This is a genomic window from Streptococcus mitis (genome assembly GCF_003942695.1).
GTDB classification, from domain to species: domain Bacteria; phylum Bacillota; class Bacilli; order Lactobacillales; family Streptococcaceae; genus Streptococcus; species Streptococcus mitis_BD.
Genome location: NZ_RJNU01000002.1, coordinates 288391 through 303385, shown reverse-complemented (window position 1 = coordinate 303385; position 14995 = coordinate 288391). Strand labels below are relative to the sequence as shown.

The window sequence follows — 14995 nt, the reverse complement described above, 5'->3', positions numbered from 1 at the left end:
GAACAGACAAAGCCATTCTTTCGTCTTCTCCCATCCAGACTATACTGTCGGTTGTGGAATCGCACCACATCAGCTTGCGCTCGCGGACTTCTTTAAGGGAAGGAAATAGAGATTTTTCTTTTAGACTAGGCGACAAGCTGTAGGCATAACTTCCAGTTAGGCAAAACTTGTCAACAAAGTTTTAAAGGAAAAATTTTTTCCTAATGATACTCAATGAAAATCAAAGAACAAACTAGGAAGCTAGCCGCGGGCTGTACTTGAGTACGGCAAGGCGAAGCTGACGTGGTTTGAATTGGATTTTCGAAGAGTATTAAAGTCACCGCCGGTCGGGAATTGCACCCAGCCCTGAAGACCCTTTAATCTTAACAAAAAACGCTTGCAAGTGCAAGCATTTTGATTATTTCAATTTATCTGCTTCATAGGTGTGAACTAGCTCAAGACCTGCAAAGTTCTGCTGACGAAGCGCCTCGTAGACAATCATACATACAGTATTAGAAATATTGAGACTGCGAACATGCTCATCATTCATAGGAATACGGAGAGCCTTTTCGGGATGTTCGCGCATAAAGTACTCAGGCAAGCCCTTATCTTCACGTCCGAAGAGAAAATAATGGTCTTCGTCCGTCGATAAATCTGCTTCAGAATAGACCTTTTCCGCAAATTTTGAAATCAGATAGATTTTGCCCTTCATTCGAGACATGAAATCTTCCAAACTGTCATAAAAATAAATCTCAAGCTTATCCCAGTAATCCAAACCAGCCCGCTTCATCTTGCGGTCATCAATCGGAAATCCCATCGGTTTAATGATGTGAAGGGGAGAATTGGTGGCAGCGCAAGTACGCGCAATGTTACCTGTATTTTGTGGAATCTGAGGCTCGAATAATACAATGTGATTTGTCATTACGGGTTTCCTTTTATCATTGCAAAAAAATAGCCACACTGCCCGGAGTCAAGCTCAGCAAACAGCGTGGTTAAGGCATCGTTAACTTACCTCACAACAGGTTTGAAGTAAATCAGCGAAACTACTTCCTTAGTATAACACTTTCAGAATCAATGTCAATAGAAACGACTTGATTTTTTTACTTTTTTTATTATATTTTCATACTGAGACATTCACTTTCAAAATAGCCTTAGCAAGAGAGTAAAATCACTTCAAATCAGAGACATTTTATAGAGGATAAGCATATTTATCTTCAAAAACTTGAAAAAGCCCTTTCTTCCTTTAAAAATCGGCTTGGCAAGTGCATTTTTTGCTAAAAAAGGGTATGATAGTTACATCATGAAAAAGTAGGTTTTTTATATGAAAATTGTCCTTGTTGGTGGAGGGAAAGTCGGTTTTGCCCTCTGTCGTTCACTAGTAGCGGAAAACCATGACGTTGTTCTCATCGAGCAAAATGAAGCTGTACTTAACCATATTGTCAGTCGCTTTGATATCATGGGCCTCCTTGGAAATGGTGCTGACTTTGCCATCTTGGAGCAAGCCGGTGTTCAAGAGTGCGATATCTTTATCGCCCTAACCGAATACGATGAAGTGAATATGATTTCAGCGGTACTTGCTAAAAAAATGGGCGCCAAAGAAACCATTGTTCGAGTGCGAAATCCTGAATACTCTAATGCCTATTTTAAAGAGAAAAATATTCTTGGATTTTCACTTATCGTTAACCCAGAACTCTTAGCAGCCCGTGCCATCTCAAATATCATCGATTTCCCTAATGCCCTCTCAGTTGAGCGTTTTGCTGGAGGTCGTGTCAGCCTGATGGAGTTTGTTATCAAAGATTCTAGCGGCCTTTGTCAAATGCCAATCTCAGACTTCCGTAAAAAATTTGGCAACATCATTGTCTGTGCTATGGAAAGAGACCATCAACTCATGATTCCAAGTGGTGATGTTACCATCCAGGACAAGGATCGGATTTTTGTTACGGGAAATCGTGTAGATATGATGCTTTTCCACAACTATTTCAAATCGCGTGCAGTGAAAAGCTTGCTTATCGTTGGAGCTGGAAAAATCGCTTATTATCTACTTGGCATTTTAAAAGACAGTCGCATTGATACCAAGGTTATCGAGATCAATCCTGAAAGAGCTCGTTTCTTTAGTGAAAAATTCCCAAATCTCTATATCGTACAAGGAGATGGAACTGCTAAGGACATCTTACTGGAAGAAAGTGCTCCTAGCTACGATGCGGTCGCAACCTTAACTGGGGTTGACGAGGAAAACATCATCACCTCCATGTTCCTTGACCGTGTTGGTGTCCAGAAAAATATCACCAAGGTCAACCGAACTAGTCTTCTAGAGATTATCCATGCGCCTGATTTTTCAAGTATCATCACGCCGAAAATCATCGCAGTGGATACCATTATGCACTTTATCCGTGGTCGGGTAAACGCCCAATACTCAGACCTTCAAGCCATGCACCATCTTGCAAATGGCCAAATTGAAACCCTGCAATTCCATATCAAGGAAGCTAATAAAATGACTGCCAAGCCACTTTCGCATCTAAAATTAAAAAAAGGTGTTCTCATCGCAGCCATTATCCGAAAAGGAAAAACAATCTTCCCTACTGGAGAGGATATGCTTGAGGTGGGAGACAAGTTACTCGTGACGACCTTATTGCCAAACATCACCAAGATTTATGATTTGATTGAGAGGTAAAAAATGAATAAAAGTATGATTCGTTACCTCCTCTCAAAACTTCTCTTGATTGAGGCTGTTCTCCTTCTAGTACCTGTTGGTGTAGCAACCTATTACCAAGAATCCAGTCAAGTATTTATCGCTCTCTTTTCTACGATTGGAATTTTAGTCCTTCTTGGTGGTCTTGGCGTTTTACGAAAACCGAAAAATCAACGGATTTACGCCAAGGAAGGGGTCTTAATTGTTGCCCTCTGTTGGATTCTCTGGTCTTTCTTTGGTGGCCTCCCTTTTGTCTTTTCAGGACAAATCCCAAGCGTCATCGATGCCTTCTTTGAAATCAGTTCTGGATTTACGACTACAGGAGCAACTATTCTGAACGATGTTTCAGTTCTCAGTCGTTCCCTCCTCTTCTGGCGAAGTTTTACCCACTTGATCGGAGGGATGGGGGTGCTTGTTTTCGCACTTGCCATTATGGACAATGCTAAGAATAGTCACTTAGAGGTGATGAAGGCAGAGGTCCCTGGTCCTGTCTTTGGTAAGGTTGTATCCAAACTGAAAAATACTGCTCAGATCCTCTATCTACTTTACCTAGGGCTCTTCTCCCTATTTGTTGTCATCTACTATCTAGCAGGTATGCCCTTGTTTGATAGCTTTGTCATCGCTATGGGAACAGCGGGAACAGGAGGCTTTACCGTCTATAACGACGGAATTGCTCACTACGGTAGTTCCCTAATTACCTATCTTGTCAGTTTTGGCGTTCTAGTTTTCGGAGTCAATTTTAACCTGTATTACTTCCTTATGCTCCGTCGGGTCAAGGCCTTCTTTGGAGATGAAGAACTGCGGGCTTATGTGATTATTGTCCTAGTGTCTACAGGCTTGATTACCCTCAACAGCCTCCACCTCTACCAAGGTGTCTCTAAAAGTGTTGAAATGGCCTTCTTCCAAGTTTCCAATATCATCACGACAACAGGTTTTGGTTACGGAGATATTACCAACTGGCCCCTCTTCTCCCAATTTATCCTCCTCTTCCTCATGGGAATCGGTGGATCAGCAGGCTCAACTGCAGGTGGTCTTAAGGTGATCAGAGGACTTATCCTCTCTAAAATCGCAAAAAATCAGATTTTGTCCACTTTATCTCCTCACCGTGTTTTGACTCTACACGTCAATAAAACTGTGATTGATAAGGATACCCAGCACAAAATTCTGAAATATTTTGCTATCTATATGATGATTATTCTCTCTCTCATCTTTATCGTCAGTCTTGATAGCAATGATTTTCTAGTCGTAACCAGTGCAGTCTTCAGCTGTTTTAACAATATCGGACCTATTCTAGGTACAACCTCGAGTTTTTCCATCTTTAGTCCCATCTCTAAAATCCTCCTCTCCTTTGCAATGATCGCAGGTCGCTTAGAGATATACCCCATTTTGCTACTCTTTATGAAACGCACTTGGTCTAAACGCTAATGATAATACAATCCCCCTTTTACAAGTTCGTAGAAGGGGAATTTTTCTATTAAAAAGGAGAAGACCTTTCGGTCCTCTCCTAATTTGTTTATTCTTTAAGAGCTTTCTTGTAACGAGCAAGTTCTGCTTGATTGGCCCAAACATAGTGACCTGGACGAATTTCTACCATAGATGGCTTGTCGGTCTCATAGTCATGTTGGTCAGGATCGTAAACTTTCAAGACCTTCTTGCGTTCCAAGATTGGATCTGGAATCGGTACAGCAGATAGAAGTGCTTGAGTGTATGGGTGAACAGGATTGTTAAACAACTCCTCTGTCTCCGCCACTTCGACAATAACTCCCTTATAGATAACCGCGATACGATCTGAGATAAAGCGAACAACTGACAAGTCATGCGCGATAAAGAGATAGGTCAAGCCCAACTCTTTTTGGAACTTCTTGAGCAAGTTTAAGACTTGCGCACGCACTGATACGTCCAAGGCTGAAATTGGTTCATCCGCAATAACGAAATCAGGCTCCATCACAAGAGCACGGGCAATCCCGATACGCTGACGTTGACCACCAGAAAACTCGTGTGGGTAACGGGTCAAGTGTTCTTTCAAAAGCCCAACTTCATGAATCATCTTTTGAACTTTTTCTTTTCGATCTTCTTCATCTTTGAACAAATGGTAGTTGTAAAGACCTTCAGAGATAATATAGTCAACTGTTGCACGCTCATTCAAGCTAGCTGCAGGGTCCTGGAAAATCATCTGGATACGACGGATCAAGTCTGATGATTCCTTATGAGATTTTTTCCCATTAATTTTATGACCATCAAAGATGATCTCACCTTTACTAGTATTATTTAGACCAATAATGGCACGACCAATCGTTGTTTTCCCACTACCAGACTCACCAACAAGAGAGAAGGTTTCTCCCTTGTTGATAAAGAAGTTGGCGTTTTTAACCGCGACAAACTTCTTACTTCCTTCACCGAAGGAAATTTCTAAATCTTTAATTTCTACTAATTTTTCAGACATTTCCTTCCTCCTAGTCTTCTAGATGAGCAAAGCCCATTTTATCACGAATCTTGTCATGCAAATCTGCAATGACTCCAGGTTTTTCAACTTTAGGAGCATTCTCATGAAGCAACCAAGTCTTAGCCCAGTGGGTATCAGTGACTGAAAACTTAGGTGCTTTCTGTTCAAAGTCAATTTGCATCGCATAATCTGAACGAAGGGCAAAGGCATCACCTTTCAACTCAGTATAAAGAGACGGTGGTGTTCCTGGGATAGAGTACAATTCCCCTTTATCATCAGCAAGCTGTGGCAAGCTAGACAAGAGACTCCAAGTGTATGGATGACGTGGATCGTAGAAGACTTCCTCAACAGTACCGTATTCTACAATTTCCCCAGCATACATAACCGCTACCTTATCGGCAATACTTGCTACCACACCAAGGTCATGGGTGATAAAGATAATGGTAAAGTGGTACTCATTTTGCAAGGTTTTAAGCAAATCAATGATTTGCGCTTGAATGGTTACATCAAGGGCCGTTGTTGGCTCGTCACAGATCAAGATATCTGGACGACAGGCAAGGGCAATCGCAATAACGATACGTTGGCGCATCCCTCCAGAATATTGGAAAGGATACTCTTCAAAACGTTTTTCAGCATCTGGGATTCCGACCTTGTTCATATAGTCGATTGCCATCTCTTTGGCTTCCTTAGCTGTTTTCCCTTGGTGTTTAATGATCACTTCAGTGATTTGGCTACCGATTGTATTGATTGGATCCAAACTTGTCATAGGGTCTTGGAAGATGGTCGCAATTTTAGCACCACGAATCTTCTCCCATTCCTTGTTAGAAGTAAGAGCAGTCAAGTCTTGTCCACGATAGTCGATGCTTCCTTGGGCAATACGTCCATTGTCTTCTAACATCCCTGTAAAGGTTTTTGTTAAAACAGATTTACCAGAACCAGACTCACCTACCAAGGCAAGAACTTCTCCTTCAATCAGGTCCAGAGAAACTCCTCGGATAGCCGTCAGAACTTTGTCACGAACGTCAAATTCCACGACAATATCACGAGCAGTCAAAATTACATTACTTTCTTTTGTCATGTCTACTCCTATCTATGTGTACGTGGATCACTAGCATCCGCTAGGTTTTGACCAACAACGAAAAGAGATAGGGATACCAAGATCAAGGTTGTCAATGGAATCCAGAATAAGTAAGCGTTGGTCGTAACGTTTTGTGAGTAATCTGAGATCAAACGTCCCAAACTTGGTACTGTTACAGGCAATCCCAATCCAAAGAAGGAAAGGAAGGCTTCATAAGAGATGAAGCTTGGCAACATCAAGGTCATTGTAGAAACAATAACAGATACCAATTGCGGCATGATGTTTTTAACAATGATTTTAAAGGTTGGTGTTCCAAGTGTTTGTGAAGCGAGGTTGTATTCCAAGTCACGGTAACGCATGATTTGGATACGAATCATATAAGCAATCCCAATCCAAGTTGTCACACTCATGGCAAAAATCAAATTCCAGAAACCAGCACCAATTGAGTAAGTCAAGACGATGACAATCAAGAGTGATGGGATGTTTGAAATAATGTTATAAACTTCCATCATGACGCGGTCAACGGATTTTGAAATTCCCCAAATTCCACCAACAATAACCCCAATCACAAGGTTGATAAAAGTGGCAATGACAGAGATGAGGATAGAGTTACGCGCCCCAAACCAAACCCCATCAAACAAGGATTTACCATTGCTATCTGTACCAAACCAATGCTCAGCATTGGGCTTGATAAAACGAGCAGAGAAGTCATTGACCTTACTTACATCGTTGAAGTCAAAATCTGAGAACATTGGGTAAATAAAGCTCATCAAGATAATGGCAACCAAAATTCCTAGCATAAAGACTGTTGATTTTTTCTTTAGAAACTGTCTAAATACAGAACCCCAGTATGAATAGGCAGGAGCATCAATTGTTTCAGAGGCAAAATCGTCACGTTTTACGAACTGAAATTTTTCTTTTCCGATTGTTGACATTATTTGCCTCCTTTCTCTGTCAATTTAATACGTGGGTCAAGCATGGTCATCCAGATATCTCCTACAAAGAGTGAGAAGATAGAAATACATGTGAAGATGAAGACAAGACCAACTACCATTGAGTTGTTTGATGCCTTAACAGAGTCAATCAACATTTTACCCATACCTGGGAAGGCGAAGACTGTTTCTGTCAATGTTGCACCACCAATAACCCCGATTACGGCACCAGGAATACCTGAAACCAAAGGAACCATGGCATTTTTAAAGATGTGTTTATTTGAAATTTCTTTTTCAGACAGTCCTTTTGCACGAGCAAAACGTACAAAGTCCTGAGATTGCAAGTCGATCATGTAACGACGGATCCAGATAGCTGTACTTGGCGCACCCAACAAACCTAGAATAACTGCTGGCAAGACGTAGGAACGCCAATCTCCCGCCCCCAAGATAGGGAATGAATCAGGTAAACCAATAGATGATCCAATCAAGCGCACTATGTAAACCAAAGCGATCGTTGGAAGGGCAAGCAAGAAGGTTAGAGCACCTGTCGAGAAGCTGTCAATCCAAGTATTCTTGTGGCGAGCCATAGCAGATCCAAGAGGAATTGCGATAGCATAAGAAATAATCAAACCAATCAAACCAGCAACAGCCGAGCTTGCAATCATTGATGGATATTGATAATTGCTTTCTGTAGCTGTATATGGATCGTCTTTACCATAGTTAGCTACCTCACGCGCATCTGCTTGACTTGGAGATTTGTAGGTACGAGAGTAAATATCTACAGAGGAAGTCTTTTTACCCGTAGGGAATTGAACTTCTGATGTCTTGGTTTGTCCCTGACCCTGTGTGATAACTTGAAGCACTGGTGTGTTTGCATAAGTTGGGTAAGAGTCACCCAAGTTAATGTTCACAAAGTTTTGGTGTACAAATGGAAATTGACTATTGAAATACAAAAGATATTTATGTTTTGTACCTGAACCAACCAATGACCAACCGATAGCAGGGTCATTTTCAAAACGAAGATAACGTTCCAAGTTTGGATTTTCAGGGTCTTGAATCTTGTTTGTATGATCAATGTCGAGCAAGTTCGAGTAGAATTTGAAAACACGTTCAAAAATCGGAATTTCACGCGTAGCATAGAATTGACCACTTTCTGAGAATACACCGAGCGTCCAACCATTACCGAGTTGGTTGATGTATTTTTCGTAGATTGCCTTGTTAGTCTCATTGGCATCCACTGTTACAGATGAGTCCATTGTGCTCGCTTTTTCTTGCAACTCCTTGGTATCGTAGTACTCGATGTAGCCCATCCGCTCATAAACGGTATTTTCATAGTTATCCCGTTTATCTGGCGTCGTTGCAATCTTGTTATAGTTGGTATCCTGCTTGAAAATCAGTTTTCGAGGAACCATCGTATAGATAATCGTGTAGGTCAAGGTTGTCACCAAGAAGATAGACACCAATGAACGCAATACACGCATAAAAATATATTTCTTCATATCGTTTCCTTTTAAAATCCCAAAAGAACCTTCTCCTCATGGAGAGAAAGTTCTCTTGAGAGTTATTTATTTAACGTGATTAGCCAATTCTTTTTGAACTTTTTCGTTTGATTCTTTTTTCTCTTTGAGCCATTTCTCACGAGCTTGTTCATAGTCAGCCTTGGTTACAACCTTGTCTTGTAACTGAATATACTTGAAGTATACATCTGAGCCCTTATCTCCAGACTGGCTGTATGATGCTGTGAATGGTACAACACGAGAAATGAATGGTGCAGCACCACTTGATGACATAGCTGGCAAGAAGAGTGAGCTATCTGTCAACCAAGCTTGAGCAGCCGCGTATTTTTCATAACGAACATTCAAATCGCTTGTTTCTTTAGCAGCTTCATCAACTAGCTTATCGTATTCTTTCAAACCAACTTGAGCCGCCGCAGCGTTATCTGCACCTTCGTAACCCATGTATGTTTTTGTTTGTTCAGCATTCGTTGTTTTCAAGATATCAAGGTAAGTTGACGGATCTTCATAGTCTGGGTTCCATGCAACTGCTCCTGAGAGATCCCAATCTTCTGCTGCTGCATTCGCCGCATAGTAGGTAATATTAGTAAACTCATCTTTAGAAACTTGTTGGATATCGATAACTACATTGCCTTCACCAAGCACTGTTTCAACGGATTGTTTGAAGGATTGAATACGTGCGATATAGTTTTTAGCTGTTTGGTCTACTGGAACATCCAAATGGATAGGGAATTTTACACCTTCTGCTTCCAATGCTGTTTTGGCTTTCGCAAATTCAGCTTTGGCTTTATCGGCGTTGAAGAGTCCATCTTGACCATCAGCAAAGTTTACGTTCTTCCATTCATCACCGTAAGTAGCCATCTTATCAGTCACCAAGTCACCGAAAGTTTTTTCGCCAGCAGAGACAAAGTCAGGTTTTACAAAGAGGTTACGAACGGCACGAGGAGCACCTTCTTTACCATTTACTTGAGCTGAGTAAGACGTACGGTCAAAGGCAAAGTTCAAGGCTTGACGGAAGTCCTTGTTAAGAAGGGCTTTCTTAGTAGAAGTCTTCTCTTCGTCAGTTGTCTTAGAAGTGTATTTGTAACCTTGGCGGTCAATATTCACACCCAAACCACCAACACCAGGTCCTGATGGGGTGTAGAAGATATTTTCCTTGTAGGTTTCTTCTACTTTAGAGTAGTTTGAACTTGTTGGGTAAAGACGGGCATAGCTATAAGCTCCACTTGTAAAGTTACGTTCAATAGACTCTTGGTCTGAACCATCATAGTAAGCAAGTGTTACTTTATCAAGATGAACATTGTCTTTATCCCAGTATTGTTCATTTTTAGCGAACTCGATAGAAGACTTAGCAGTCAAACCTTTCAGCAAGAATGGTCCATTGTAAAGCAATGATGTAGGGTCAGTCGCTTTAGCAAAGTCAGATCCTTTTGATTTTTCAAATTCTTCGTTCAATGGCCAGAAGATTGAATAAGCCATCTTAGAATTCCAGTATGGTTCGGGTTTGTTCAAAGTATACTCAAGTGTATAATCGTCAACTGCTTTCACACCTACTGAAGAAAAGTCTTTATTGTTTCCAGCTTTATAGTCAGCTAGACCTTTAACTGAATCTTCTGCTAGATAAAGTGCTTCAGACTTGTTATCAGCTGCGTGTTTCAAGCCATTTACGAAGTCTTTAGCTGTCACTTCAGCATACTCTTCGCCATCTGATGTCATCCATTTGACACCTTTACGAATCTTGTAGGTATAAGTCAACCCATCTTTTGAGACTGACCAGTCTTCTGCAACTGCAGGAGTCAAATTCCCATATTTATCATTTGTAAAGAGACCATCGATACCATTTGAAGTGGCAATTTTGGTACTTTGTTTCCCTGAAATGAGGTAATCCAATGTTTCTGGATCAGCTGAATAAACATAACCATAGGATTTTGGAGCTGTTGAATCAGATGATTTTGAAGAACCACAAGCAGCGAGAACGCCAGTTGCCAGCAAAGCAATCCCTGCTGTAACAAATACTCTACTTTTTTTCATGTATGTAACTCCTCTTAAAAAATTTAGGCTTATTGTCAATTATACCATAGATTTCTCAAAAAGTAAACGAATTTTCAGAATATTTAGGCGTGTAACCACAAAAAACTTTCACTTATCAAATTTTTCTATTCTTTGTTTGCTATCTATAGAATCAAAAGGGAAGTTAAGGCTCTATAAAGCCTGATTTTCAGATTTTCTCTCCCCATTTTTCCATCCAATCAGAAAGGGCAATCTTCTAAATTGGATTTTAGAATAAGAAACTATTGACGTAGAATCATTTTCAAGGTATAATATTAAACGTTGAGGCGGTATAGCCAAGTGGTAAGGCACGGCTCTGCAAAAGCTTGATCGTCGGTTCAAATCCGTCTACCGCCTTTCAGTACCTGAAATAACAGGAATTAACCGAATGAAAAGTCCGTAAAATCGGGCTTTTTTGTTTTTTTCTTCGGATAAAAATAAGGATAACTTTGAAAATCTTTTGGGGCGAATTTAGGGCGAATGAAAAACAGTGACGAAAATCACTGTTTTACTCAGTTTCTTCTTCGGGTTCTAGTTCTGTGATTTGAACTTTTACCTTGGTAACACGTCCATTTTTTACCTTATCATTGGTCAAGACGATCTGCTTATTTTGACTGACCAGTTCATAACTGATTTTTTCAGTTGTTGGAATCGTTCCAACACCCGTCAAATAATAACCGGCGATAGTATCCACATCATCGCTTTCTAGTTCAACGCCAAAGTAGTCGTTGAAGTCGTTAAGATTCATGGTTCCTTGTGCAATATAGGTATCCTCACCGATTTGATGGACTTCGATTTCTGCCCTGTCCGTTTCATCATCAATTTCGCCGACGATTTCCTCTAGGAGATCTTCCAGAGTTACCAAACCAGCCATACCACCGTATTCGTCTAGTAAGATAGCCATTTGATTTTGGGTATTTCGAAGCTCTTTAAGGAGGTCATCCACAAAGATAGTCTCAGGCACAAATAGTGGCGTTTGGAGGATTCGCTTCCAGACAATATTTTCAAAGCCATCTGCATAAGCAGCGTTTAGCAAACGCTTGGTATGAATCAAACCAATCACATTGTCCTTATCCCCATCATAAACAGGAATACGTGAGAAATTTTGCTTCAAAATACTTTGGATAATCGTTTGACTGTCATCCTGAATATCTACCATAAAGGCATCGGTACGAGGCACCATTAGCTCACGAGCCATCAGTTCATCTAGAGAAAAGATTCCCTGTAGCATTTCAATCTCATCTGCATCCAGTGTTTCTTCACTATTGGTGAGCATGTACTCTATTTCATCACGTGTCATCTTTTCATCAGCATCATCAAAGGTCATTGGTGTCAAACGGCTCAACAAATTAGTTGAAGCAGATAACAGCCAGACAAAGGGACTTACAATCTTTCCAAGACCAATAATAATTGGTGCTGTTCGAATCGCCAAAGCATCTTTCAGATTGAGGGCGATCCGCTTAGGATAGAGTTCACCAAAAACAATGGAGATATAGGTCAAGAATGCCAAAGAGAGGAAACTTGCAATGGCGTAAGCCGTCTCTCCGCTTCCCATCCAAGATGCGATCACTTGTCCAAGGGTATCCGCCAATTTGGCCCCTGACAAGATCGTAATCAAGGTGATACCGACTTGAATCGTTGATAAAAAGTGATTAGGATTTTCAAGTACCTTTAACAAACGGATATAACTTTTGTCTCCTTCTTCTGCCTTTTGCTCTACTCGGGCACGGTTTAGTGACACCATCGCCATTTCAGTGGCTGAGAAAAAAGCATTTAACAAGGTCAAGATAAATAATAATACAAACTGTAGCAACAAATTCTGACTGCTCGGGTCTTCCATAGTCCTTCTCCTAAAATAGTATCTTGTGTTCCATTATATCACAAATTAGCGTAGGAATCACATTATTTTCTAATTTATACAATCGCTCCCTTATCAATGACGGTCAAGGGAGCGATTTTGTTCTTTTGCAGATTGTTTCTAGTTTGTCACTGTGACTTGACCTGTTCGGTAATCAAGCTGGATACCCTTTTGAACATTTGGGATCAGGACGTTGAATTCCAATTCGCCATCCGAAGACTTGGCTTCAATTTGTGAAGCGGATGGAACTAGGTCCTCATTTGTCGCATAGTGAAGTGTCACGCGGTAACGAACCCTCTTATTTTGGTCCAAGGCTTTTCTGACCAAACTCTCATAGTAGTTCTGCCCTGTCGAATCCTCAGCCTGTGCTTGGTTTGCCCAAGCTGTCTGGACTGCAATGTTCTTGGGATTGCTGGTAGAGGCATCAAAACCATCCAAACCACCTATTAAGGCATAGCCCAGCAAATGCCCTCTATCGACTGCATGTGTATAGGCTCCCTTTAGATTTTTAACCTGGTGCCATCCTGGTGGCGTCCAAGAGGTCGATCCGTTGCCTGTTTCTTCACGATTTTTGTACTGACGAGTAGCTTTAGATAAGAGGGCATTGGCAACAGTTGGGACGGTCTCTTTCCCGACTGGTTTTGTTTTATTATCCGCATAGGGTTTGCTAGAAACCTTGGCATCTAGATTGGTTTTATTACCATTAACGACAAAGGCCCCTGCTCCATTCCACTCGAGATCACCTTTAATTTGGTTTTTGATCGACTCAGTTAAGACACTTTCAGCCAACTCCTGACTGGGAGCTTCTGAAGCTTGTTTTTTCTGACTGACCTTTGTTCTAGGGGTGTTTGGTGCTGTCTGCATCTGCTTAATGTAGTAGCTTCCAGCAGCCAATAGTAAGAATATAAGCAACCCTATCAGAGCTTGTCTTGTTTTTTTGTCCATTTTTCTCCTTATTTCTTTAGAAAAAGACTGGTTTCCCAGTCTAATTTCCTGTAAATTTACTAATCAATTCTTGCCATTTCGCTGGAGACAAAATCGCCCATGGATCCTGTCCCTTTCCGAGGATACCATAGCCGATCATCAAGCCGATTCCTAAAGCGAGGAATCCCAGCAAGAGTACGATAAAAATCAACAGTAAGCGACGGAGTACATAACGTATGTTTTTATTCTTCATCCTTAACCTCAATCCGCTGAATCTTCGCTCCTAGATGAGCTAACTTCTCATGGAAACGGTAGTAACCTCTATCAAGGTGGACTAACTTACCAACAACTGTTTCTCCCTGCGCCACCAGACCTGTCAAAATCAAAGCAGCACTAGCGCGAAGGTCCGTTGATAGAACTTCTGCCCCCTGTAAAGCCTGTCCCCCAACAATACGGGCTGTATCACGGATAATCTCCGAATGCAAGCCCATACGGCGCATTTCCTCTAAGTGTTGGAAGCGATTCTCAAACACCGTTTCCACCATGGTGGATTCCCCTTTTACGACTGTCATCAGCGCTGTAAATTGTGCCTGCATATCTGTTGGAAATCCTGGGTGTGGCAAGGTTTTTACATGAACAGCCTTGAGATTTTCCAGTTGAGAACGGACACGAATACCTTCCGACTCCTCCGTCACCTCAACTCCCATTTCAAGAAGTTTGGCAATCAAGGGGCGATTATGCTCCCAGACTGCATCTCGAATGAGGACATCTCCACCAGTCATAGCTGCCGCTACCATAAAGGTCCCAGCTTCGATACGATCCTGTACGACATTGTGGGTCGTACCATGGAGCTCCTCGACACCAGTCACTGTGATTGTTTCGGTACCGGCTCCCTTGACCTTGGCCCCCATTTCATTAAGGAGAATAGCGAGGTCAACAATTTCGGGCTCACGCGCAGCATTTTCAATCACTGTCACACCGTCAGCTAAAGTCGCTGCCATCATCAGGTTTTGTGTTGCGCCTACACTAGGAAAATCCATGTAGATATGAGCGCCGTGCAGGCGTTCCGCCTTGGCTTCAATGTAACCAGCTGTCTGGCTGATCTTTGCCCCCATAGCTTCCAAACCTTTGAGGTGGAGGTCGATTGGACGGCTCCCAATGGTACAACCACCTGGCATGGATACCTTGGCATGGCCTACACGAGCAAGGATTGGTCCCAAGACCACGATAGATGCCCGCATCTTACTGACATACTTATACGGAGCTTCCTCCGTGATATCACCAGTCGCATCGACTTCGATAACATGACCTTCCTCATCAAAGTCCACCTTGGCATTCAGACCTCGAACCACTTGATTCATGGTGAAAACATCTGACAAGATTGGGACATTTTGCAAGACTGTCTTACCCTTGCTTGCTAGAATAGTCGCTGCCAACAAGGGTAAGACGGCATTCTTTGCTCCCTCAATCGTCACACTCCCGACCAGACGATTATCTCCGCCTTGAACCACAATTTTTTCCATAGTTTT

The 14995-nt window shown here is 41.7% G+C and carries 12 protein-coding genes, 1 tRNA gene and 1 riboswitch; of the genes, 3 read left to right on the top strand and 10 right to left on the bottom strand.

Going from position 1 to position 14995, the window contains the following annotated elements; translation table 11 throughout:
- Positions 1-18 precede the first annotated feature (18 nt).
- Positions 19-357: riboswitch (FMN riboswitch) on the bottom strand.
- Positions 358-397: 40 nt separating this feature from the next.
- Positions 398-901, bottom strand: a complete 504-nt coding sequence (locus tag D8852_RS02740) for a tRNA (cytidine(34)-2'-O)-methyltransferase (RefSeq protein WP_125425133.1) — start codon at positions 899-901, stop codon at positions 398-400.
- A gap of 399 nt (positions 902-1300) precedes the next feature.
- Between D8852_RS02740 and trkA the strand changes: the two genes are divergently transcribed.
- On the top strand, positions 1301-2650 hold the full coding sequence (gene trkA / locus D8852_RS02730; RefSeq protein ID WP_061418132.1) for a Trk system potassium transporter TrkA: 1350 nt from the start codon (positions 1301-1303) through the stop codon (positions 2648-2650).
- 3 nt (positions 2651-2653) lie between these two features.
- Positions 2654-4093 (top strand): TrkH family potassium uptake protein, encoded by a 1440-nt coding sequence (locus D8852_RS02725; RefSeq protein WP_125425132.1) that lies wholly within the window; start codon positions 2654-2656, stop codon positions 4091-4093.
- Positions 4094-4181: 88 nt separating this feature from the next.
- On the opposite strand, the gene D8852_RS02720 is transcribed toward D8852_RS02725, so the two are convergent.
- From D8852_RS02720 to D8852_RS02700, 5 genes are all read right to left on the bottom strand, one after another.
- Positions 4182-5111: an ATP-binding cassette domain-containing protein gene (locus D8852_RS02720; protein WP_001291308.1), complete on the bottom strand. Its 930-nt coding sequence runs from the start codon at positions 5109-5111 to the stop codon at positions 4182-4184.
- A gap of 10 nt (positions 5112-5121) precedes the next feature.
- Entirely contained in the window at positions 5122-6189 is a 1068-nt protein-coding gene (locus D8852_RS02715) for an ABC transporter ATP-binding protein (RefSeq protein WP_125425131.1), read from the bottom strand.
- 8 nt (positions 6190-6197) lie between these two features.
- Entirely contained in the window at positions 6198-7124 is a 927-nt protein-coding gene (gene oppC, locus D8852_RS02710) for an oligopeptide ABC transporter permease OppC (protein WP_000103934.1), read from the bottom strand.
- On the bottom strand, positions 7124-8620 hold the full coding sequence (locus D8852_RS02705) for an ABC transporter permease (RefSeq protein ID WP_125425130.1): 1497 nt from the start codon (positions 8618-8620) through the stop codon (positions 7124-7126). The genes oppC and D8852_RS02705 overlap by 1 nt, the downstream gene beginning before the upstream one ends.
- A gap of 66 nt (positions 8621-8686) precedes the next feature.
- Positions 8687-10666, bottom strand: coding sequence for a peptide ABC transporter substrate-binding protein (locus tag D8852_RS02700; RefSeq protein WP_125425129.1), 1980 nt, complete (start codon positions 10664-10666; stop codon positions 8687-8689).
- A 304-nt stretch (positions 10667-10970) separates the two neighbouring features.
- Here D8852_RS02700 and D8852_RS02695 point away from each other — a divergent pair.
- A tRNA-Cys gene (locus D8852_RS02695) sits at positions 10971-11041 on the top strand.
- 151 nt (positions 11042-11192) lie between these two features.
- On the opposite strand, the gene D8852_RS02690 is transcribed toward D8852_RS02695, so the two are convergent.
- From D8852_RS02690 to murA, 4 genes are all read right to left on the bottom strand, one after another.
- Positions 11193-12524 (bottom strand): hemolysin family protein, encoded by a 1332-nt coding sequence (locus D8852_RS02690; RefSeq protein WP_125425128.1) that lies wholly within the window; start codon positions 12522-12524, stop codon positions 11193-11195.
- A 138-nt stretch (positions 12525-12662) separates the two neighbouring features.
- Positions 12663-13487 carry a DNA/RNA non-specific endonuclease gene (locus tag D8852_RS02685; RefSeq protein ID WP_125425127.1) on the bottom strand — a complete coding sequence of 275 codons (825 nt, stop codon included), beginning with the start codon at positions 13485-13487 and terminating at the stop codon, positions 12663-12665.
- A gap of 40 nt (positions 13488-13527) precedes the next feature.
- Positions 13528-13719, bottom strand: a complete 192-nt coding sequence (locus D8852_RS02680; protein ID WP_000791880.1) for a DNA-directed RNA polymerase subunit beta — start codon at positions 13717-13719, stop codon at positions 13528-13530.
- Positions 13709-14989, bottom strand: coding sequence for a UDP-N-acetylglucosamine 1-carboxyvinyltransferase (gene murA, locus D8852_RS02675; protein ID WP_125425126.1), 1281 nt, complete (start codon positions 14987-14989; stop codon positions 13709-13711). Before murA ends, D8852_RS02680 begins: the two co-directional genes overlap by 11 nt.
- Positions 14990-14995: the final 6 nt, after the last annotated feature.

Excerpts from the sequence above, each read along its gene's own strand:
- D8852_RS02715 (WP_125425131.1), bottom strand. The coding sequence starts at position 6,189 with ATGACAAAAGAAAGTAATGTAATTTTGACTGCTCGTGATATTGTCGTG.
- D8852_RS02725 (WP_125425132.1), top strand. The coding sequence starts at position 2,654 with ATGAATAAAAGTATGATTCGTTACCTCCTCTCAAAACTTCTCTTGATT.
- D8852_RS02740 (WP_125425133.1), bottom strand. The coding sequence starts at position 901 with ATGACAAATCACATTGTATTATTCGAGCCTCAGATTCCACAAAATACA.
- D8852_RS02685 (WP_125425127.1), bottom strand. The coding sequence starts at position 13,487 with ATGGACAAAAAAACAAGACAAGCTCTGATAGGGTTGCTTATATTCTTA.
- murA (WP_125425126.1), bottom strand. The coding sequence starts at position 14,989 with ATGGAAAAAATTGTGGTTCAAGGCGGAGATAATCGTCTGGTCGGGAGT.
- D8852_RS02700 (WP_125425129.1), bottom strand. The coding sequence starts at position 10,666 with ATGAAAAAAAGTAGAGTATTTGTTACAGCAGGGATTGCTTTGCTGGCA.
- D8852_RS02690 (WP_125425128.1), bottom strand. The coding sequence starts at position 12,524 with ATGGAAGACCCGAGCAGTCAGAATTTGTTGCTACAGTTTGTATTATTA.
- oppC (WP_000103934.1), bottom strand. The coding sequence starts at position 7,124 with ATGTCAACAATCGGAAAAGAAAAATTTCAGTTCGTAAAACGTGACGAT.
- D8852_RS02705 (WP_125425130.1), bottom strand. The coding sequence starts at position 8,620 with ATGAAGAAATATATTTTTATGCGTGTATTGCGTTCATTGGTGTCTATC.
- trkA (WP_061418132.1), top strand. The coding sequence starts at position 1,301 with ATGAAAATTGTCCTTGTTGGTGGAGGGAAAGTCGGTTTTGCCCTCTGT.
- D8852_RS02720 (WP_001291308.1), bottom strand. The coding sequence starts at position 5,111 with ATGTCTGAAAAATTAGTAGAAATTAAAGATTTAGAAATTTCCTTCGGT.
- D8852_RS02680 (WP_000791880.1), bottom strand. The coding sequence starts at position 13,719 with ATGAAGAATAAAAACATACGTTATGTACTCCGTCGCTTACTGTTGATT.